The sequence below is a fragment of the Stenotrophomonas sp. 1L-E-5-B-C3 genome, from assembly GCF_057292075.1.
The window spans coordinates 22,923-45,972 of record NZ_JBXAWS010000001.1; the positions used below are offsets into that span (position 1 = coordinate 22,923).

9 protein-coding genes are annotated in these 23,050 nt (G+C 67.6%); all 9 read right to left on the reverse strand.

Annotated features, from left to right (window positions below):
* Positions 1 to 96 precede the first annotated feature (96 nt).
* Complete coding sequence (locus AC0Z6F_RS00120) at positions 97 to 12,495, reverse strand: filamentous haemagglutinin family protein (protein WP_485616553.1); 12,399 nt, start codon at positions 12,493 to 12,495, stop codon at positions 97 to 99.
* 206 nt (positions 12,496 to 12,701) lie between these two features.
* Positions 12,702 to 13,889: a substrate-binding domain-containing protein gene (locus tag AC0Z6F_RS00125; RefSeq protein ID WP_485616565.1), complete on the reverse strand. Its 1,188-nt coding sequence runs from the start codon at positions 13,887 to 13,889 to the stop codon at positions 12,702 to 12,704.
* A gap of 98 nt (positions 13,890 to 13,987) precedes the next feature.
* On the reverse strand, positions 13,988 to 15,181 hold the full coding sequence (locus tag AC0Z6F_RS00130) for a substrate-binding domain-containing protein (protein WP_006370827.1): 1,194 nt from the start codon (positions 15,179 to 15,181) through the stop codon (positions 13,988 to 13,990).
* A 255-nt stretch (positions 15,182 to 15,436) separates the two neighbouring features.
* A complete protein-coding gene (gene gspF / locus AC0Z6F_RS00135) occupies positions 15,437 to 16,636 on the reverse strand; it encodes a type II secretion system inner membrane protein GspF (protein ID WP_485616552.1) in 1,200 nt (399 codons plus the stop codon).
* A gap of 7 nt (positions 16,637 to 16,643) precedes the next feature.
* Complete coding sequence (gene gspE, locus AC0Z6F_RS00140; RefSeq protein ID WP_485616551.1) at positions 16,644 to 18,077, reverse strand: type II secretion system ATPase GspE; 1,434 nt, start codon at positions 18,075 to 18,077, stop codon at positions 16,644 to 16,646.
* A complete protein-coding gene (gspD, locus tag AC0Z6F_RS00145) occupies positions 18,074 to 20,455 on the reverse strand; it encodes a type II secretion system secretin GspD (protein WP_485616550.1) in 2,382 nt (793 codons plus the stop codon). The genes gspE and gspD overlap by 4 nt, the downstream gene beginning before the upstream one ends.
* The gene (gspM, locus tag AC0Z6F_RS00150; RefSeq protein WP_485616549.1) at positions 20,452 to 20,979 is read right to left on the reverse strand and encodes a type II secretion system protein GspM; all 528 of its coding nucleotides are present in this window, start codon (positions 20,977 to 20,979) and stop codon (positions 20,452 to 20,454) included. Before gspM ends, gspD begins: the two co-directional genes overlap by 4 nt.
* Positions 20,976 to 22,139 (reverse strand): type II secretion system protein GspL, encoded by a 1,164-nt coding sequence (gspL, locus tag AC0Z6F_RS00155; protein WP_485616548.1) that lies wholly within the window; start codon positions 22,137 to 22,139, stop codon positions 20,976 to 20,978. The genes gspM and gspL overlap by 4 nt, the downstream gene beginning before the upstream one ends.
* A complete protein-coding gene (gene gspK / locus AC0Z6F_RS00160) occupies positions 22,136 to 23,041 on the reverse strand; it encodes a type II secretion system minor pseudopilin GspK (RefSeq protein ID WP_485616547.1) in 906 nt (301 codons plus the stop codon). Before gspK ends, gspL begins: the two co-directional genes overlap by 4 nt.
* Positions 23,042 to 23,050: the final 9 nt, after the last annotated feature.

The window sequence follows — 23,050 nt, forward strand, 5'->3', positions numbered from 1 at the left end:
ACCGTTCCCTGGCGGCTGGCCCGATGCTGCAGCCCGATGCGGTGCATCGGGCAATGCGTACCGACCAAGGTCGGCACCTACCGGGGCGTGCTATGCCTATCGGCGCTGCGTGCCTTCGTCGCGGCTTGCCTGCGGGAACTGGAAGGCGCTGTTGGCGTCGTAGCCGCTGTTGGCGGTCGTGCCGCGCGCCGGCGGCGCAATGCTGCTGGTGCCGCTGCCGAAGCCGAGAATCTGCACGCTGATCACTGACGGCTGGTTGCGCCGTGCGTCGTCCTGGCTCTTGCGCATCACGTCCTGTGCGGCCTGGCTGGCACTGTTCGCTGCCGCACTGGCCGACGCCAGCGCATTGACGTTCACCGTGGCCAACACCGGCAGGCCCTTGCTCTCGCCCTGCACCTGGATGTTGGCGGCGTTGAGCACCTGCAGCGCTGCCAGGTTGATGTTGCCCGAGACTCGTATGCCTGCTTCGCCCGCGTCGATGGTGCCCAGCGGCGCGATCAGGTCGACGTCGCCCGGCGGCACTTCGGCGATGGGGTTCAAGGTGGCGATGCCTGCGCCACTGGCGGGAGCCTGCGGCGACAGGATCACATTGCCCCAGCCGTCATAGACGCGACGCGGTGGCGTGTACAACAAGGTGGTCTGCGAACCGCGACCGGCATTGATGTCGCCCTGCTCCGACCAGGCGAGGATGTCACCGCCGAACGTCGTCATCACCCGCGACAGGCCCAGCAGCACGCTGTCCTGGCTGAACAGCCGGATGTCACCCTGCCCCTGGGTCACCAACCCGGCACTGGCCGGTGGCACCACGCCCTGCACGCCCACCACGATCTGTCCGCCCGGTGCCATCAGCTCGATATTGCCACCGGCTTCGGTACGTACGCCGGCGCCGCCATACATCAGGATATCGCCGGTGCGTTGGATCGTCGCACCTGCTGCATCCTTGTCCGGCATCAGCGTGGCGATGGCCTCACGGCCCCGCAGGTAAGAACCAACACGTGGTCCATTCCGATCGTTGTACTCGCGGCCACCTTCGCGCAGTTCGGCGTAGTAGACCTGGCGCAGGAATATCCGTTGCTGTTCGCTCGGCAACCGGTCGAACGCAGCCAGCGCCTCGGCGCCGTCGACGGCCAGGCCGAAGCGCTGCTGCAGCCACTGCTTCAACTCCTTGTCATAGATCTTCACCGCCTTGCCGGGCTGCGATGCCAGCGACTGCGCCGGATCGGCCAGGTTGGCCGGGTCCAGGTAGCGCGTGCGCAGTGCATCGAAGTCAATGCCCTGATTGCCGGCAGTCACTGCGATGCTGGCACCGGGACGGGCATCGCCCTGGACGACGCCACCCAGGCTCACGATGCTTCCGGCCTCTTCCTGGCGCAGCTGCCGGCCCGCACTCACTTCAACGTTGCCAGGGCCGGCCACCGTCAGGTTGCTGCGGATGATGTCCCGGCCCGCCCCGATCCCGCTGATATCGGTACCGCTGGTGTTGAGCGCTGTGACGTTCGCATTGATCACGTCGCGACCGGCGCGCAGCTGTACGGCCGAGCCCGCTTCGTACCAGTCGAACAGTGTCCGGCTCTCCTCGCCGATGTTCCGCCTCAATTGCCTGCGCCCGCCGCTGCCCAACCCGATGATGTCACCGGCAACGGCATAGAAGCGGCTGGGCGACGTGGGCCGGGACGTCAGCGCACCCGTGGTCGGAGTATTGGGGCCGAACGCGAACAAGGGCAGGTTCGCCGACGGATCCGCTCCCTGCACCCCATCGTCGGAGAGATTGTGGCCGACCCGGGTCAGGCTGGCGCCCCGCTGGGCCATGAATGCAGGATCAAACGGGCCAGGCAGGCGGGCGTCGCTACCGGAACGTGCAATGCCGGTGGCGTTGATCGCGGCATGGATCGAGCCTCCGGCCAGAACATCGAGCTGGCCGCTGGCCGAAGGCGCGAGCAGGATCACATCGCCCGTAGTCGCCCCTGGTCCGAGACCTCGAAGCGGGGCGCTGATGATGTCACCACTCGCTGCCACCGCGCTGAACCTGGACGGATACAGCCAGTAATTGATGCTGGCGGGAACGGATTGCTCGCGCAGCGCGATGCCTTCAGCGAACATGTTGCTACCGGTTGCATGCAGACTTCCGGCCAGGCTGGGTGCGAGATTTCCGCCTGCCGAGAACAGGTCCAGTGCCGTGCCTCGGGTCCAGAGCGAGAACCACGTCGTGCCAGCTGCATGCTGGCCATCGCCCAGAACCACGTCGTTGTAGTTGGCCGTCGGTACACGCCCTGCATCTGCGGCGCCACCGAGAACAATGTCACCACGGGCCTGCAGGCGGGCAGTGGAATCACCCAGAGTGAGCAGGGGCCCCGCCATCGCCACCGGGGCGTCCGCCACGAACGGATCCATCAGGCCCAGCGTTCCGTAGCTGCTCTGTATCGCGCTGAGGCCACCGATGCGTGCCGCCTGCAGCAGGGTGCTGCCGCGCAGGTTGGTCACCGCGCCATTGAGATCCAGATCCTGCAGGAAACTCTCCGGCTGCTGCGCGCTGGCGCGCAGGCCAGGATTCAACGCACCGCCACTGCGCAGGGTCAGGTCGCCGCCACCGGTCAGATGCAGCTCACCATTGCTGACGCGCCCGGTCGACCCGACCGCAGCAACAATCGCGCTGGAATGAGGCGCGGTCAACAGACCCAGGGCATTGCCCATCGGGTCGAGCACGCCCGCGTGGCGGCCCGCTTCCAGTGACAGATTGCCGCCTCCCAGCGTGCCGAAGCCGGTGAACCCGACCATGCGGGGAGCTGCGTCCGCTTCGGCGCCCACGGTGCTGTACGTGCCGAAGTTGATCCACCAGCTCGTCGGTGTTGCCTGGACGCCTTCGGTGGTGCCCGTACCCTGCCGCCACAACCAGCCGCCCACGGCTGCGCTTGAATGCCCAGCCTGGTCGCGCTGCGCCGTACCGGATTCGGACCGGGCGGTCCAGGCGTCGCCGATGATGTCGCGTCCAGCTTCAACCCTGACATCGCCGCCATGGTCGGGATACCACGCACGGTAACTGGCCAGCGCCGCATCATAGTTGCCCGAGACCTGGTTCCTGCCCAGCAGCGAGGTGTGCCAGGGCGCAGCCGTACGCACCGGATTGAACTGGGGGTCGCTGCCATCGCCCAGCAGCGTCGGCGCACCTGCGGTGTACACGCCGAAGCCGGACTTCATGCGCACGTCCTGCGCGGCCAGCAGTGCCAGATCACCCTTGCCGGTACGCAGCACGCTCCAAGCCGGCGAGCCCAGGCGCTTGCCGTAGGTGGTGACTTCGGTAAGCGTACCGCCGCCGTAGCAGTAGCCCATTGCCGCGCAGATCTCTTCCTCCGACATGCCCATCTCGGCACCCAGCTCCGTAGCCGGGCGGCCGACCCAGGATTCATCGCCCCACCATGCCAGCGAGCCTTCCTTGTCCACCAGGCGCGGGGCCGGGCCGCAGAAGGCGCCTGCGCCACAGATCTCCGCCTCGGTGGTCCCGATGATCTCGGCCACCTCGGCAGGTGACTTTCCGGCCAGACTCTCATCGCCCCACCAGTACAGAGAACCTTCCAAATTGACGATTCGATCACCCTTCCATTCCGTCGTCTTGGTCACCGTCCCGATGGTGCTGTAGTGGCTGTCGGCCAGCACGATGCTGCCGTCGCTTCCCCAGCTGCGGGTACGCGGATCGGCAGCGGTCGTATCGGCACCGGCCACTGCAGTCAGATCCCACGAGGTGGTGCCTTCGGGCAGCATCGCCGCCAGCGCCCAGTTGCGTCCCTGGCGCCCGCTGGCGTCGGCAGGCCGCAGTTTCACCGGCGCATCGCCGGCCAGCTCCACCTTGGTCATCGACGGGATGATCGCGCCGGCATGCAGGTCCACCGCGTCTGACAGCTTCATCGCCATCGGCAGCGCGACGCCGGCCGGCCACACCTGTGCGGCCACCGGCGCCGGCGCGCGCAGCCGGAAGCCGGCCCCCAGGCGCGCACCCGCCTGCAACGTCAATGCCTGGGCCAGCACGGTTCCAGCCGCTACCACCTCGCCACCCGCCGTCGTCACTGCCGCGCCCAGCACAGTGCCGGCCGGCAGCAGCAGCGGTCCCGACAACCGCATTTCCGCGGGCAGCACGGTTCCGGCCGGCAGGGTCACGGCCTCGAAGGGCAGTGCATAGTTCAGCGTCGCGCCAGCACGGAATTCGGTGCCGCGCTGCAGCTGTACACCTTCGCCGGGCACGATCAGATCGCCACCGAACGCCGTGTTGGGCGTACCGGCACTGCGCCCCTCCAGCAGCACCCAGCCGTCCTCATCGGGATTGGCAGGCGGCGGCGCGAATCCATCGTTGATGCTGCCGTAGACGTTGATATCGCCTTCGGCGCGCAGCACCAGCGCTGCCGATTCACCGAAGCCTCGGCGCGCTGGATCGGTCCGGTTCGACTGCGGTCCGTAGCGGTAGCCGGACAGATCGATATCGCCGGCCACGACCAGATCGCCACGCGGGTTGTCACTGCTGGTCCGCGCCACGATCTGCACGCCGGGACGCAGGCGATAGCTGCCCAGTGCGGCAGTGCGCTGCTGCAATCCCGCATTGGCCAGTGCGGCATTCATCCACTGGCTGTTGTCCGGGTCCACAACCGTGTCCAGCCAATGCTGGTTGATCACCTGCGGACGATGGCCATGCACGTCCGGAGCGCTTGCCAACGGCGCCGAATCATAGCTGCGGAAGGCGTTGACCTGGAGATCGGCGGCACCGGCGATGCGGAGTCCGCTGGCCACGTCAATCGCAGCGTCGTTGCTGCCCACGCGTGGCACGTTGAGCTTGACGCTGCCGCGTGCGCGGCCATCGTTCTGGCCAGGGCTGCTACCCGTGGCCACCGAGGTGCCGGCGCGCAGGTCCATCGATGAGGTCGCGCCCAGCTGCAGGCTGCCACTGGCCGAGGTCAGTTCGATCATCGCGCGGTTCGGGCTGTCGATGATCTTGCCGTAACTATCGACGCGCAAGGCGCTGCCATGCGCGTCCAATGTGCCGTCGATACGCAACACATCGCGGGCGGACAGGCGGATGCTGCCGACCTGTTCGCCACTGGCATCAATGCGGCCATTGACGAGCAGGCTGCCGCCATCGACGCTGATATCCACGTTGCGTGCCTTCACTTCATCGCCGATCACCAGGTCGCCTTCGCTCAACTGGAACGTCCGGCCACCGGTAATGCCACCGGCGGTAAGCCGGGTGTTCAGGCCGGAGAAGTCCTGCAACTGGCGTGCACGCACTACCAGCTCGCCGCCGTCGTAGGGCACTTCAGTGCCACCGGCGTCGTAGCGGCCGCTGGCTCCGCCAAGCAACGTGCCTGCCAGATCCACACGGCCGCCCTGCGCGCCCAGCGCAGCGACCGTCAAGCGGCCGCCGCGGTTGTTGCGGGCGGAAAGATCGATGCGCGACGCCGCGTCGGCAACGATGTCACCGTCACGGCTCGACAGCGCTACGTCGCCGCCCCAACTGTACTTGTCCACGTCGAACAGGCTGACCTTCCGCCCCGCCATGTCCAGCACTGCATTGCTGCCAAGCGCCACGCCCTGGCGGGCATTGGCTTCGAACCGGCCGGACGCCAGCGCCACCCGGCTGTCGATCACAACGCGTTCGGCCGTGATGGACAACTCCGCACCCAACGCATCGCTGCCCGCGGTTGCCGCGGCACCGCGCACCTGCACCGTACCGCCATTGCGGATTGCCAGCTGCGCGCCCGCACTGCCGGTCAGCAGCGGGGTAACGATATCCAGCGCGCCGCCGCTGAACTGCCAGCCGCTGCCTGCCACGTAATCGCCCTGCCGCTGGAAGACATCCAGACTGCCCTTGCCGGAGAACAACATGCGATCCGATGCTGCCAGGGTAACGCCGGCGAAGCCGAGCACCTGGCGATCCGCGGCCACCGACGAACTGGGCCGGGTAAAGGGCGCACGCCCCAGCTCCAGCACCCGTGCATTGATTTCCAGCTGCCCTTGGCCAAGCCGGCCCACCATCGCCTCGCCGGCCGGCTGGGTCTGCTCACCGCCGGGCAACGTGGTGCCGGCCAGCGTACCGTCCCAGACCAGCGTATCGGCGAAGATGCGTGCGCGATCGGTAGCGGTGCCGTAACCGTGAATGGCCGGTGCGCCCAGCACCAGGCTGCGCAGGCTGCTGCGTCCGGTTGCGCCCTCACGGGTGTCCAGGTCCACGCTGCCGAAGACATTGATGGCATCGCGCGCGGTCAGGCTGAGGGCCTCCAGCGCCGGCGCGCCGGTGGCGGTGTTTCCCCGCAGCAATCGCTGCAACACCTCCTGGTTCATGGTCATGCCCGCCGGCAGGGCGCCGGCCGCCGCTGCCGCCGCAATGGCCTCGGCGCTGCCGAGATTGAGCGCCGACATGCCCAGGCCGAGCTGGCGCGTGCCGTAGCTCACCGAATCACCAATGTTCAAGGCACCGTCGGTGACCACATTGATGCTGCCTGCCGACAGCAACCGGGTCTGGCCATTGCAGTCCACCACGCATCCGCCGATGTCGATCGCCACCGGACCGGCGGCACTGCCGCCCTGCGCAGTGAGCGCTGTCAAGCGCTGGTTGGACACGGCAAGCAGGCCGCCCGACACCAGATAGGGCGCCGTGGGCTGTGCCACGCGCGAGGTATTTGCCCCGGTCAAGGTATCGATCGAAGCGCCCTGCTCCACCAGGATTCCCTTGCCTCCGAACGCGGCCGACAGCAGCACTTCCTGCGCCGTCAGGTTGACGCCGTTGCGCACCACGATGTGCTGCGCCCTGCCCTCCAGCGAATGGGTCGTCGCGTCACGCCGCAGCACGCCGCCGATCAGCATCGTATCCGGGCGGAACGCATTGAGCGCCGAGTCGAAGACGGTGGCGCCGCTACCGCTGCCGGCGCTGCCGCCTTCGGTGACAATCTCCAACATCGCGTCATTGGAGGTGAGCAGATTGACCGAAAGCGTGCCCCCGCGTCCGTCATTGCTGCCGGCGTTGAAGCGCGACACGCCTTGGAAGATCGCCGCTGGCACACTCGAACGTCCGGCGCCCTCACCCAGTGCCAGGTTGAGGTTGCCGGCGTCCGTAGGCCGCCAGCGCAGCGCTTCGCCACGCCGTTCGGCCACGCCCTGTACGAACGTGCTGTAGGACGTTTCGTTGTAGTTGGCATGGCGGCGCACCGCTTCCGCGGGCGTCAGCACCAGATCGGTGAGCAGCGGCGACACTGCCCCGCCCAGGCTTTGCGCCCGGTGCCCGCTGACACGCCATGAGCCTGTGCCGGTCGCCACTGCCTGCCTGCTGCCGACGGCGCGTTCGGCGCCGACTTCGACGCGGAATGCGCCCTTCTGCAGTGCGTAGCTGGCCGGCAGCAGCGTGTAGGTTCCGGCCGGGAGGCCGGGGACCCCCGCAGGTATGACGATCTGCTGGCCGATGCGCGGATCGGCGCTGCCATCAGCAACCGCCTGTGGCGCCTGGGTGCCAGAGCGTCCCGGCATGATCGCGTAGACCGCATTGTCACTGCCGCTGAAGCGGTAGCGCGGGTTCGCATCCGCCAGCGCATGCCGCAGGATGTCCACCGAGCCACCGCGCCCGGCCACGAATGCAGCGCCGGACAGCTCGCCTCCGCCGGACACGTCCAGCACGCTGCCCACCACGCCATCGACGGCGTTGGCGACGATGTCGATACCGATCGGGATGTTGGTCGAGCCGGGGCCCAGCACATCGAAGTCGGCACCGTTGCGGCGCCAGCCCACACCATCCACGGTACCGCCAAACGGCAGCTGCAGGCCGGCACCGCTCACCGACGTCACGCTGCCTGCAAGCAGGTCGACGCGGCTGGCCGCATCAGCGTTGAATTCCCTGCCACCCAGCTGCACATGGCCCCAAGGCGCCTGCACATTGCCGCCCTGCACCACCGTCGCTGCCACCAGCTCCAGGCTTCCGAACGCAGAGTCCGGTGCCGGTTGCGCGCCGCCTGCAATGCCATGGATGCGCAGTACGGCGTCGGGGTTCTGCCAGAACGGCAGGCCTGAAGGACCGATGTCGGGGACGCCCGCCACGATGCGTCCCTTGGCCCGGGCCGCCGGATACATGCGTGCGGCGCTGATATCGATCGAACCCGGGCTTGCAAGCGTGGATTCCCGTGAACTACTGGCGACCGCGGCCAGCATGCGAATGTCACCGCGGCTGCGCAGCGCGACCTGATCAAATCCCGCCAGCCAGGTGACGTCGCGCAGGTCAATCAGATCGGCGCTCACGTCCAGGCGATGCTGGCGGCCGCTGTCGAACCCCGCTTCCTGCGGGCGCAACGTGCCTTCCCCGGCCGGCTGCCACCAGCGCCCCTGCGCAAGGCGGACATACGGCGCGTCCAGTTGCAGACGGTTGCCCTCGCTGTTGCCCGGGACGAAGCCGAGGTAACGCTCGTTCAAGCCCTGGAGGCGCAGGCTCTGGTCCATGCGCAGAGTGACATCTCCCTGGGCGCGGATATCGCCGAACAAGGCCAGATGATCGAAACCACCGGCCTCGATCTGCTCCACCGACAGTGCCGCATGGCCGTACTCAAGGCGTGCAGGCAGGTCGGTCGTCTGCGCGGCGTGCTGGGTCAGCGAGATCACCCTCGGCGCCAGCACTTCCTTGTTCATTGCCGTTCTGCCGTAGGTTCCGCCACCGAAGGCAACGCCGAGGGTGCCACCGCGCGCGCCGTCGCCGCCCGCTGCTGCGTCCAGGTCGCCCTGCAGGTACAGCGCATTGCCGGCGCGCAGCACGATGCTGCCGCCGTCGCTGTCCACCCGGGTGCGCCCGCTGCCATCAATGTCCAGCAGCGCCGAAGCACCGGACGCGTCCAGCCGCGCACCGCGCTCCACCACCACGAAGGTATCGGGCGGCAAGTGGCGTACGTTGTCCTGGTCTTCCCAGTCCAACGCCCCCCCGATCTCGATCGTTCCGCCCTTGCGCACCTGTCCGCGCAATGTCCCGCGCGCGTCGGGCAGGGAAACGCTATCGCCGCTCACGTCCAGCAGGGCGCCCTCGGCAATCGTCCAGCGACGTTCGCGGCGTTGATCGCCACGCACACCGGTCGGATCGAATGCCTCGTCCAGGCGGATACGGCCGCCGGCCGCCTTCAGACTGCCAGCCACGTCCAGGTTGCCGGCGCTGAACAGTTCGATCGTCTGGCCGGCATCGACCTCGATCCTTGCGCCCTTGCCAACGCGCAGATCGGCCGTGGACAGCGGATGCCCTGCGCGCAGTGCCAGGCTCGCGCCGCCGCGCTGCGATACACGCCCGCTGGCCGGATCCGCCTCATACAGCGACGGCGTCCAGGCCTGAACGCCCTGCTCGCGGGCCAGTGCCTGCTGTGCGCCCTCAGCCAGGCGCAGCGCCGGTCGTTCCACCGGCAGCTGGGTACCTTCTTCAACCGTCAAACCGTTGTGCCCGGCGATGTCATAGCCGGCGAAGCCACTCCTGAACAGTGCTGGCTGCAGTTGCAACGACGCCGCCGATGCATCCGTGCCAGGCGCGCCGATAGACACCGCACCGCCTGTTGCCAACGTGAAGTTGCCGCTGCCATTGCCGAGCGCGCTGAAGCGTGCGCCATCGCCGATACGGATCCGCCCGCTGCCGTCGGTGGCAACCTCGGTGCTGGCCGCGAGCAGGCTGACACTGCCGCCCTTGCCTACGCGCCCTTTGCCACTGGCATCGATCGCGCCGCCGGCATCGACCAGAATCGTCGCTCCCTCGCCCACAGCGATGTCGTGGCTGCTGTTGAAGCGCACCTGCCCGCCGTCGATCCACGCCTGTGCCGGACCGCCCTCCGGCGCTGCAAGCGCGTTGCTCCAGCCACCGCCAAGATCGATCCGCGCGCCCGCCGCAACATCCACCGCGCCGCGTCCGGACCTCAGCAGGGCCGAGGGCCCGCCGAGCGCCGGAAGCAGGTTGCCGGCCTCCACCTGCCCGCCGGCAATCTGCACCGTTCCGCCGAAGCCGACGCGGCTTGCAGTGAGCCCAAGCCGACCGCCCTCCTGCAACCTGAGCGTGCCATCCAGGTCGATACGGCCCGCAGAAGCGAGGTCCACCTGCCCCCAACGCTGAGCGCTCAGGACCTCACTGTCCAACCACACGGTATTGCGCTGTGTTTCCCCGATCGGCGCCTGCAACGTCCATGACCGGGTGTCGGCCTGGAGCGCTCCGATGCGGATCTGCGAATCGAACACTGCACTTCGGCCGTTGTTGTCGAAACGCCCCAGCCAGAGCTGGGCATTGCGGGCCGCCGCCGTCTGTGCCTGCGCGTATCCGTCCTGCCCCTGGTCGGGGCGGCGCGTCTGCTGCAGGCCCTGGAAGGCCACCGTATCCACCTGGCCCTGCAGGACAGCCGTGGGCGCCGAGATCAGCAGACGGCCAGCATCGCGTCCCACGGTATAGCCATTGTCGAAACGCTGGGTGGGTGCCACCAGCGGATTGCGGAACGATTCGGTCACCCCCCACCGTTCCTGCTTCACTTCATAGCCCTGGTACAGACCGTCGTACAGCATCTCGGCCGGTGCATCATCAAGCCGGTACAACTGCCCGTCGCGGCCACGCAGCCAGCTCTGCTGCACCACGCCGGACTGCACATCCAGGCTGCCACCGGCCAGATTGATGCGCGAACCGGCGTGGCTGACGACTTCCTTGCCTGCCAGCTGGACGGTTCCACCCTGTGCTGCCCATTCGCTGATCGAATGCCCCTGATTGTCCAGGTAGCCCCCCACTTCCAGCAGGCCGCCGCCGGCATACCAGCGCGTACCTTCATAGCCGCCGGTACCGGCGGCGACTTCGGTCAACTGGCGGCGGTCGATCCACACCTCGCTGCTGATCAGCTTGCCGCTGTCACGGTTGTCTGGCGAATCGCGCAACTCATTGCCCTGCACCTTCACCTTGACGTTGTTGCTTTCCATCGCCACCTGCACGCCCACCGCACCGGAGACGTCCACGCGCGCGCCATCATCCAGATAGCTGCGCCGGCTGGCGTCGGCGATCACCTGGCCGCCGGTGGCCACTGCCAGTGCGCCGGCCTGGAAGTTCACATCGCCGCCGGAGACGACTTCGATGCGCGATTGCTCGCGGCGGTCCTGCAGGCGCGAAAGATTGTCGAAGGTGCCGCTGCTGCTGGAACCGCGCAGCTTGTCCTGCTCGGTGGATTCCTTGATGAGCGCGTCGCGCTGGCTGTCCAGCGCCGTGCTCTTGCCATCGTCTTCCAGCAGTACTGCAGTGGTCGAGCCGGAGGCCAGGGTCACACTGCCCGCCGCATCGGACGCCGAGTTCAACAGGTGTACCGTACCGCGTTGATTCAGCGTGGTGGACGCGACTGCAACGCCAGCCTGTTCGACCCGGCGTCCAGCCAGGGTGATGTCACCTTCGCGCGCCTGGATCAGGCCACTGTTGCGAACGCCGCCCGCCGTACTGTCAGCGATGAAGCGCGGGGCAATCTCATTGCCTCGGGTGGTGGACGCGGTGTTCTGGGCGGTGCCCATGCCGCGGCGGATCACGAAACTGTCACCGGCGGCGAGCTGGGCCTGGCCTTTTCGAGTCTCGATCTGTCCGGCGTTCTCCACACTGTGGCCGGCCAGCAGTACATAGCCACCGCCGCGGGTGGCCGTGTTCGGTTCGTGCGTGGTGATGCGTGCACCGCGCTCGACCATGACCTTGCCCACGGCGTCGGTCAGCGCCGAGGTGTTCGCGTCGGCACTGTACAGGCCGTGCTCACGGAACTGCGCATCGCTGATGCGTGCGGCCGCTGCCACCAGATTGCGGACATTGACCTGGCTGTTGTTGCCGAACACCACACCGTTGCGGTTGGCCACGAACACCGTGCCATTGGCCTTCAGCTGGCCAAGGATCTGGCTGGGCCTTGCGGCGGGATCGTTGACCCGGTTCAACACGGCCCAGTCGGGGTTCTGCAGGAAATTCAGTGTGGTGTTGCCACCAATGTTGAAGGTTTCCCAGTTCAGGATCGCTTGGTCGGCTGTCTGCTCAATGTTGACCAGCACCCGCCCGTCGGCGGCCTGCGACTGTATCGCCTCGCGGGCGTTGATCCAGCCGCGGGTCAGCGGATTCTCGTCGACCTTCAGGCCATCCTTGCCCAGGCCATCGGCGACCACGAAGCCCGCCTCGCGGCGCGCCTGCCGTGCCTGTTCCTGCAGGCGCTGCTGCAGGGCGATGGCCTGCGCGGCCGTACCAAGGTTGTCGATCGACTGCTGCAGCTTCTGCCGTGCCGCATCCTGCTGCTGCGCGGGTAGCTGGAACTGGATCGGCACGCCATTGGGCATGCGCCCGCTCTGTGCCGCCGCGCCCTGCGCCGCACCGCGCTCGGCGAACCAGCCGGGGCTGAACGCCTGTTGGGCCTGAGTGGCCGGAGCCACCACGCTGCCCAGGGCCACTGCGACGGCCCAGGCCATCGGATGGCTACGCCACAAGGCAGCAGGGAAACGGGCGGTGGGCGAATGCGGGTGCGACATCGGGGACCTCGTCAACCTGATGGGCCGCGTCGGCGGCGGCGTGTGTACGGATGGGCCTGCTCGAGGCACGCCCTGCACCTCATAGACGGTGGCGACGGCGTGAAGGCGACAGGCGCATCACTGTCATGCAGCGGACATACGCGGAAGGCGCCGGCATTGCTGCCGGCGCCCTTGTGCGTCTCCTGAAACTACAGAAGCAATTGCAGTTACAGCGGACGGCCGATTCCCGAGCAGGTGCTCGGATTGTTCAATGCTCCAGCGTTGCTGGCGTTGACAAAGCGGGAACGGACCGCATCGCGCCAGGCTTTATTCAGCGGAATGAACCTGTGCGCAACGATGGCGGGATCCTGCGGGCCCTGTTCGACACCGTTGACCACGGTGCTGCCATAGATTCGAAGAAGCCCGCCGCGAATTCTTGCAGCCACCAGTACATCCTTGTAGCACTGCCCAAACAGGAGATTGGTGGTACCCACGATTGGATATCCTGAGCTCGGGTTGCCGAACCACGGCACCCAGTTCGCTGGGTTCTCGGCAGCGGCACCGGCCGGCGGTGGCACGTTATCCAGTGTCGCCTGAGTACTCACGTCCTTTGGAGAGAAGCCCTTGACCTGTGCAACTCGAGTAGCATCCGAGAGATCAAGAGACAGGTCTGGACCTGTGTATCCCATTGTTCCGACGGTCGCAAAAATGGCGGCGTACACCGCCGCGTCACCGGACGCCGGAGCTGCAACAAAGTTCTCGGGAACACTAGTGAAAAAATTGGCGAAGGTCGACTGCACCGAAAACGCCGGCACGCCGTTGGTCAGCTTCAGCGTGGTGCCTGAGACATCGGCCGGCTGGCAGGCGCTGGTCAGGAAACGGGCCAGAAATTCAGTGGCGCCGCTGCTCTCGCCACGGTAGACAACCCGAATGGTGCCGGTGCGGGCGCTGTCGATGCTCGACCAGTTGGTGATCTTGCCGGAGAATATCCCGCAGATCCGGGTGACCGACAGGTCAATTGCTGAACCAGGCTTGTTGAAGGGAATAATCACCGGAGCCAGCGCAACGGGAATCTGGATCAATGCCCCATAACGGGTGGGATCACCAGCCCGGTTGAAGGTGCTGTTGTAGCTGTACAACTCGGTGCTGCTCAGTACCGCATCGCTGCCAGCAAAGTGGACAGTCCCCGTCGTCGAAAACAGTGATGGGTCATTGCTCAGGAATGCCCGCTTGCCGACGCCCGAGCCCCTGGGAGCATAGCTGAACGACGTCGGAAGAATGCTGTCCGGACTCCCTTGGTACAGGGCCGCGGGCATTGTCGCACCGCCGCCCTGGACAAGAATCTGGGCATTTGCTTCTAGAGTTCCGACCAGCGCGCAGCTGGCCAGCCAGAATGCGTTCAATGGCGGCTTCATGAAATTGGCAACTCCCTGCCTTCTCTGGATACGGTCGTTCATACCGCAGTGCGCCGGCCTGACGGCCGGCGCACCTGGAGAACACTTCTATGTCGCAGTTACAGCGGACGGCCGATGCCCGAGCAGGTGCTCGGATTGTTAACCGCACCGGCGTTGGTGGCGGTGGCGAAGCGAGCACGGACCGCATCACGCCAGGCCTTGGTCAGCGGGATGAACTTGTGCGCGCGGATGGCGTCGTCGTTCGGGCCCTGCTCCACACCGTTGACCACGGTGCTGCCGTAATGGCGGGTCAGGAAGCCGCGCACATTGGCGCCCACGGTGGCGTTCTTGTAGCACTGGCCGAACACGAAGTTGGTGTAGCCAGCGATCGGATAGCCCGCGCTCGGGTTGCCGAACACCGGCACCCAGTTGGCGGGGTTCTCAGCAGCAGCGCCGGTCGGCGGAGCAGCGGTCTCCAGAGTCGCCTGCACGCTCACTTCATCCGGCGAGAAGCTCTTGACCTTGGCGACCTTGGTGGCATCGGTCAAGCTCGGGATGACGTCCGGGCCGACGTAGCCGACGCGGCCGTCAACGGCATAGACAGCGTTGTACAGCGCGGAGCCACCGGTGGCCGGGGCAGCGACGAAGTTCGACGGCACGGTGGTGAACAGGTTGGCGAAGGTCGACTGCACCGAGAACGCCGGCACGCCGTTGGCCAGCTTCAGGTTGGTGCCCGACACGTCAGCCGGCTGGCAGGCGCTGGTCAGGAAGCGGGTCAGCAGTTCGCTGGTGCCGCTGCTCTCGCCGCGGTAGACAACCTGGATGGCACCGGTACGGCCCAGGCCCGCCAGCTGGCTCCAGTTGTTGATCTTGCCGGAGAAGATGCCGCAGATCTGGGTCACCGACAGGTCAACGGCCGAACCGGCCTTGTTGAACGGAATCGTGACCGAGGTGGCCACCGACGGGATCTGCACCAGGGCGCCGTAGCGGTTGGCATCGCCGGACACGTTGTAGGTGCTGTTGTAGGTGTTCAGCTCGGTGCTGCTCAGCACCGAATCGCTACCGGCGAAGTGCACGGTACCGGTGGTGGAGAACAGCGCCGAGTTGTTTTCCAGGAAGGCCTTCTTGCCGGTACCCGAGCCGGTCACGGCGTAGCTGAAGTTGGCCGGCAGGATGCTGTCAGCCGAACCCTTGTAGAGGTCGGCTGGCAGCGAGGCGCCGCCACCGGTGACGGCAGTCTGCGCCGAAGCGGCACCGGCGGTGGCGAGCAGCGCGGTGGCAACCAGCGCGGCCAGGGTCTTGTACTTGTTCATGATCTTCTCCTGAAGGGTTTACTGCGAAGGGAAACGCCAAGGGAGGAACGGTCACTACACGCCTGCTGCCGCCGAGGGCCTCCCAGCCCACTCTGCGGCGACGTGTCCATGCTGGTCTGCGCCGATGACAGGCCGCTTAAGAAACCTGTGGAAGATCGAAAAAAGGTGTGGAGGATTGTGTGGAGAATCGAATGCGTGCCGCGCTGCGCGCTCGCCGGGCATGGCCCGGCGCTACCCAGTGATGCGCAATGCGCATCACTGCACCAATTGATTCATTTCCATGATCGGCATCAGCACGGCCAGCACGATCGTCAGCACCACGCCGCCCATCACCAGGATCATGGTCGGTTCCAGCAGTGCGGTCAGTGCCATTGCACGACGTTCAATCTCACGCGAGATCGTCTGCGCGGCGCGATCCAGCAGCGGCGCCAGCGAACCGGTCTTCTCACCGCTGGCCACCAGGTGCACCAGGATCGGTGGATACACCTTCTGCACCTTCAACGCAGCACCCAACGCCGCACCTTCGCGCACGCGCGCGGACACATCATCGGCACAGCGCGCCAGCAGCGCGTTTCCCAAGGTCTGCCGCGCCGCCTCCAATGCACGCAGCAGCGGCACACCGGCATCCAGCAGGATCGCCAGCGTCGAGGCGAAGCGCGCACTGTTCACACCCAGCACGAAACGCCCGACCATCGGCACCCGCAGCAGCATCGCGTCCCAGCGCAGGCGCAGCTCGGGCCGACGCAAGGCCAGTCGCCATGCCACCACCAGCGCACCTATTCCCAGCCCTGCCCACACGCCCCAGCTGCGTACGAACGCGCTGGCCGCCAGCATCACCTGGGTCAGCATCGGCAGCGTCTGCCGTGCCTGCACGAACGCGGTCACCACCTGCGGCACCACGTAGCTGAGCAGGAAGATCACGATCGCCACCGACACCAGGCTGATCGCTGCCGGGTAGATGAAGGCGGTCAGTACTTTGGCCTGCAGCGCATTGCGCTCTTCGATGTAGTCGGCCAAGCGCTCCATCACCCGCGCAAGATCACCGGAGTCTTCGCCCGCGCCCACGAGTGCCCGGTAGATCGGCGGAAAATCGCGTGGCCGCGCTGCCAGTGCAACAGTCAGGCGCTGGCCAGCGCGTACATCGGCACGAACGGCAGTAAGCGCCTGCGCGACATGGGGGCGCTCGGCCTGCTCGATCACCGCGCTCAAAGCGCCTTCCAGCGGCAGGCTGGCGGCCAGCAGGCTGGCCAGCTGTCGCGTGGCCCACGCCAGCTCGCTTGCCGAAAGCCTCCGCGCGCCCCAGCCACTGCCCGCAGTGCGCGCCGGACTTACCTGCACAGGGGTCAAGCCACGCCCGCGCAGCAGCTGGCGCACGCCACGCGGGCTGTCGGCGTCCAGCTGGCCCTTCTCGATGCGGCCCTGCGCGTTGGCGGCCTGGTAGTCGAACAGTGCCATGCAGGCCTCAATCGTCGCCGGTAACGCGCAGGATCTCCTCCAGCGTGGTCACCCCGCTGTCGACCCAGCGCTGGCCGTCCTGCCGCAAGGTCCGCATGCCGGCACGCCGTGCGGCCTCGCGTAGCGCAGGCTCGCCCTGCCCTTCATGGATCAGTGCACGCACGCGGTCATCGACCACGAACAGTTCGTGGATACCGGTTCGCCCGCGATAGCCGCTGTTGGCGCAGGCCGCGCAGCCAACTGCACGCCACACGGTGTGGCCTTCGCCATCCACCTCGGCACGCCGGCACTGCGTGCACAGGCGCCGCACCAGCCGCTGCGCCAGCACCCCGCGCAGCGACGAGGCCAGCAGGAACGGCTCCACGCCCATGTCGGCCAGACGGGTCACCGCCGAGATGGCGTCGTTGGTGTGCAGCGAGGCCAGCACGCCATGCCCGGTCAACGATGACTGCACCGCAATCTGCGCGGTCTCCAGGTCGCGGATCTCACCGATCATGATGGTGTCCGGGTCCTGGCGCAGGATGGCGCGCAGCGCGGTGCCGAAGCTCATGCCGATGCGTGCGTTTACCTGGATCTGGCCGATGCCGGCGAAGTCATACTCCACCGGATCTTCCACGGTGAGGATGTTGCTGGTGCTGCTGTCGAGCTGGCCCAGCGCCGCGTACAGCGAGGTGGTCTTGCCGCTGCCGGTCGGCCCGGTGACAAGCACGATGCCATGCGGCTGCCGGATCAGGCCGGTGAACGTGGCCAGGGTGTCATCGGCCATGCCCAGCCGCTGCAGCTGCAGGCGGCCGGCATCCTTCTCCAGCAGTCGCAGCACGGCGCGCTCGCCATGCCCGGTCGGCACCGTGGAGACGCGGATGTCCAGCGGACGACCGCCCACGCGGATCGCGATGCGCCCATCCTGTGGCAGGCGCTTCTCGGCAATATCCAGGTGCGCCATGATCTTGATGCGCGACACCAGCGCCGCATGCAATGCGCGCCGTGGCTGCACCATGTCGCGCAGGGTGCCGTCCACCCGGTAGCGCACCACCGAGTGGGTCTCGAATGGTTCGATGTGCAGGTCGCTGGCGCCATCACGTGCGGCCTGTGCCAGCAGCGCATTGATCATGCGGATCACCGGCGCATCGTCCTGCGCATCCAGCAGATCGGTGACCTCCGGCATGTCCTGCATCAGCCGGTCCAGATCCACTTCGCTTTCAGCGGCACCGACCACCGCGGCGGCATCGCCACCGTCACGGTACTGCTCACCCAGCCGCTGCTGCCATGCTGCCGTGTCCAGCGTCTGGAATGGCAACGGTCCATGCCGGCGGCGCAGTTCGGCCACCGCCCAGGCAGCGGTCTCTGTGGTACCGAGCAGCACGGCTTCGCCGCCAGCCTCGGACAACATCACGCCGTGGCTGCGCACCCAAGCGTACGGCAGCGGTGCGGCGGCGCTCACGGCCCGATCACCAGTTCCGGCGTGTAGCCGAGTCCGCGCAGCTGCTGCAGTGCCGGGTCCAGCGTCGCCGGATCGCGTGGCAATCGCACGCGCAGGCGTTGCCCGCTCTCGCCGGGCGTCGCTTCGGCATACGCCTGCAGGCCCAGTGCCCGCACCTGCGCCACGCCCTGGCTGGCACGCGCCGGGTCCAGCCCCTGTGCGAACTGCACCAGCTGGGCATCGCCCTCACCGGCCGGGTACAACGCCGCCAGGCTGGTGTTCTGCAGCGGCTGGCCCTGTCCATCGCGCGCATTGCCCTGGCCGAGCACAGACAAGTCCTGCGGTGGCAGCTGCGGCGCCGACAAGGCGGGCAGTGCCCAGCTCTGTACCGGCTGCGCGCCGGCCTGTGCATTGCGCATGTAGTCGTAGCGGTCGCGGGTCAAGCGCTGCCCGGCGGCAGGGTCACGCACCACGTGCGGGCGCAGGAACACCATCAGGTTGGTCTTGGCGCGCTTGCGCGTGTCGCTGCGGAACAAGGCGCCCAGCACCGGGATCTTTCCCAGCCCCGGCACCGCATCACGGCCATGACTGACGCTGTCCTCCAGCAGCCCACCGAGCACCATGATCTGGCCATCGTCCAGCAGCACGCTGGTATCCAGGGCGCGTTTGTTGGTGATGATGCCGGCCGTGCTGTTCGCGCTCTGCGCGTCGATGCTGCTGACTTCCTGGTAGATGTCCAGCTTTACCGTGCCACCCTCGGAGATCTGCGGGCGCACCCGCAGCTTCAGGCCCACGTCCTCGCGCACGATGGTCTGGAACGGGTTGTTGCTGCCACCACCACCGTCGGTCACGTAGCGGCCGCTGACAAACGGTACGGTCTGGCCGACCATGATGCTGGCCGCTTCGTTGTCCAACGTCATCAGGTTCGGCGTGGACAGGATGTTGGCACCGCCCTTGCTCTGCAGCGCGTTGGCCAGCGCCTTCATGTTGAGGATCTGGCCGACACCGGGCAGGTTGATGGTGCCGTCGATCACGCCGATCTTCAGGCCATCCTTGGGCAGCACGTCCAGCGTGGTGCGCGCGGTGGTGTTCAGGCCGCTGCCGCCGGTGGTACCACCGAAATGGGTGCCGCCGAAGGTGCGGCCATTACCCAGCATCCACTGCACGCCCAGCTCGGCCGCGTCGGTCTGGTTGACTTCCACGATCAGGCTTTCCACCAGCACCTGTGCACGGCGCTGGTCAAGCTGGTCGATCACCCGCCGCAGGTTGCGGTACACGGGCTCGGGGGCCGAGATCAGCAGCGTGTTGGTCGCCACGTCGGCCTGCACCGAGATGCCGTTCTGGCTGAAACCGGTACTGCCGGCGTCGATCGGATCACGGCGATTCGGATCCAGCCGTTGTGATTCCAGCGCGTTGCCGCCGGTCTTGGCCTGCTGTGGCTGCGATGCCTGCGCCGGCGTGGCGCGGTTGACGTCGCCGGGCAGCGGCGTGACGCCTTCGTTGCTGCCCATTGCCGGTGCATCGCTCTGCCCGGCCACCACACCGCGCAGCACACCGGCCAGCTGGTTGGCCTGGGCATTGCGCAGGTAGACCACATGCAGATTGCCGGACTCGTCCTGTGCCTTGTCCAGCTTCTCCACCAGTTGCCGCGCCAGGCGGGTACGGCCGGGGCTGTTGGAGCGCAGAAGCACGCTATTGCTGCGCGGGTCGGCCATCACCACCACCTTCTGGGTGGGTTCGGCACCCTGCGCATCCAGCAGCGGCGCGACCATCGCCGCCACGTCGACGGCGATGCCCTGCTGCAGCTTGACCACATCGGTGTCCATGCCGGCCGGCGTATCGACGCTGGCGATCACCCGCGCGATGCGCTCCAGGTTGTCGGCGTAGTCGGTGATCACCAGGGTGTTGTTGCCCGAATTGGCGGTGATCGGATTGTCCGGACTGATCATCGGCCGCAGCACTGCTACCAGCGCGGCCGCGTTCTCGTAGCGCAGCGCGAAGGTGCGCGTGGCCACCTCGCCGCCGGCACCGCCGGCGCCCACACGGCCACCGAGCAGCTTGGCGTCGGCCTGCGGCACCACCCGGCTGACACCGCCGTTCTCGACCACGGCAAAGCCACGCATGCGCAGTGCGCCCAGCAGCAACTGGTAGGCCTGGGCACGGCTGACCGGGCCATCAGAGACCACGGTCATCTTGCCGGTCACCCGCGGGTCGACCAGAAACTGGCGACCGGTGAAGCGCGCCGCCATGCGCAGTACACCGCCGATATCGGTCTCCACCAGGTTCAACTGCACCGGCTCATCGCGGGCGTCCTGCGCCAGCACCGGTGCCGGAACGTGGGCCATGCCCACCACCAGGGCCAGCGCGGTGCTGCAGGCAAGGCTGCGCATCACCCTCATGGACGGCCACCCACGGTGGGTGCCATCACGATGTTTCCGGAAATCCGTGCCGCCGGCATGTTCGCGTCCCCTGTGCGTGTCAATTGCAGCTGCTGCAGTTCGATGGCCGGATCGGCCAGCACGGGCAGCAGCCAGTTCCACAGCGCGTCAGCGGGCACCGCCTGCACCTGCAGGTGCCAGCGCCCGTCGCGTGCGTTGATATGCAGTCCGTCGGCAAGGCCGGCGGTCTTGATCTGTCCGCGCAGCCCAGCCAGCGTCGGCTGATGCCCCTGCGCCAGTTGCTGGCGTTCGCGGGCGCGCAGCAGCGGCGCCAGTACGCGCGCCTGCGCCTGCAGCCGTGGCAGTTCGGCCTGCCAGTGCGTGCGCTGCTTCAGCAGTGGCTCCAGCCACAACATCCACAGACCCGCCGCCAGCAGCGCCACCACCATCACCCACAGCATCAGCCGGTCGCGCGGCGGCAGGCGCTGCCAGCGCTGCTGCAGGCCGGCCAGACCTTCGCCCAGGCGCAGCGTCCTGGCAGTCACTGCCCGCCCCCGCTCACGCGCAGGCGGCCACCGGCCTCGCGCGCCAGCTGCAGGCCCTGCGCCTGCGCCGCCTGCTGCCACTGCTCCAGCCGCTGCGCGTCATCGGCTACCGCCTGCGCATCGGCGTCCAGCTCCAGTTCCAGCTGGCCGGGTTGATAGCGCAGGCCGCGCACCTGGCCGCCCAACTCCGGAATCGCCTGCAGCGTCGTTGCGACCTGCCGCTGCACCGGTGGCAACGGCGGCGCCGGCAACGGCACCGCCAGCGCGCGCCGCGCCTGCAGCACCGGGTCCACCACATCGGTGACCTCTGGAAAGTGCGAGCTGAACTGCCGCGCCATGTCCTGCTGCAGCGCCTCGCCCTCGCTGCGCCAGCGCGAGACCTGCAGCTGCAGGCCCAGCGCCGCCAGCACCAGCGCCGCAACTGCCAGGCCGATTGCCAACCGCGGTGCCTGCCTGCTTCGGCCCGGCAGTGGCAACGACCACGCTGGCAGGGGGCCGCACGCCTGCAGTTCATGCGCGACCACGGTTGCCGGCAGACTCTCCGGCCACACCGACGGCACGCTGTCGATCCATTGCACGGCCTGCACCCCGGATTGCTGAAGACGCGTCGCGAGCGACTGCAGCACCGCCGCCGTGTCGCGCCCACCGCACCACTGCACAAAACCACGATCGCGCCCGCAGCGCACCAGCAGATGCTCACCGTCAGCCTGCAGCGTTGCCTGGCCGTTCTGCCACGGCAGCAGCAGCGGCGTCGGATACAGCGCCTGCAGCTGCAGGCCGCACGACGCCAGCAGATGCTGCGCCTGCATGATCGCCTGCTGCCCGAGCCAGGCCACCGGCACGCTGCCATCGGCCGCCTGGGCACCATGCGCCAGCGCGACCTCCTGCAGGTCATCCAGCAGCATCGCCTCCACTTCACCCTGCAACGCGGCCTGCAGCCTGCGGCCCGACAGCGGCGGCAGCTGCAGCTCCAGCAGGATCAGATCCTGCGGGTCGAGGCAGGCCAGCACCCCTGCCTGCGGATGACGCTGACCCAGCACGGCCAATGCGTCGCGGCCCTTGGCCAGCTCCACACCCTTGTGCAACTGCGCCCACTCAACCGCACTGTCGGCGCGCAGGCGTTCCAGCGCCGGCAGGCGCACCCTCAGCTGCACGCTCATGCACCGATCCTCGTCCACACACGCTGCACGCGCACACTGTCGTCGCGGTACTCGCGCCAGATCAGCGCGCGGAAGTCGACCACACTGCCATCGGCCTGCACCTGGCCGACGGCGAGGAACCACTCGCTATGGATGCCAAGCGGTACCACCGCCATCTGCGCGTTGCTCAGTTGAAGCCGATTGGCGATGTCGCCGCGGTTGAGCAGCCAATGGCCACCATCGCGCTCACCGAGCAGCGCCTGCAGGCGCCCGGGTTCGACACTGGGTACGACCGCCTGCAGGACGCTGAGATCGCTGGTGTTGGCGTTGACCAGGGTCTGCGCAGGCAGCACCACGGTGCGCCGTGCCAACGCCTGCACGGCCAATGGATCGGAACCCGCGAAGGCCTGCTCGATCAGTGATTCACGCGGCAGCGGGGCCTGCGCCTGGACATCGCCATCGCGTAGGCGCGCCTGGATGTGATCCGCCGCAGACGCACAGGCACCCTGCCCCAGACCCTGCCCGGAGCACAACGCGATGAACGCGCGCCGCGCTTCCGGGTCCGGCTTGCCGTAGGCCAGCAGGTTGCGCAGGTTGAACATGGACTGTGCATCGACCAGCTGCAGCTGCACTGGCAACGGCGCCTGCAGCTGCAATGGCCGCGCCCAGCGCCCGTTGCTGACCGTGGTCAACTGTTCCCGCACGTCCTCACGCAGCTGCTGCGCGGCACGCTCCAGCGTGGCATCCACGGCCATGCGCACCTGTGCGCGCAGCTGGTCGCCACGCAGCGCGCGCAGCTGCGCCGACTGCCGGGTCAGCAGCGCGGTGGCGATCACGGCCACCAACGCCACCACCAGCATCGCCACGATCACCGCCATGCCGCGCTGGCGGGCGCACGAAACCGAACACTTCCGGGCTGCCATCGGCGCGCC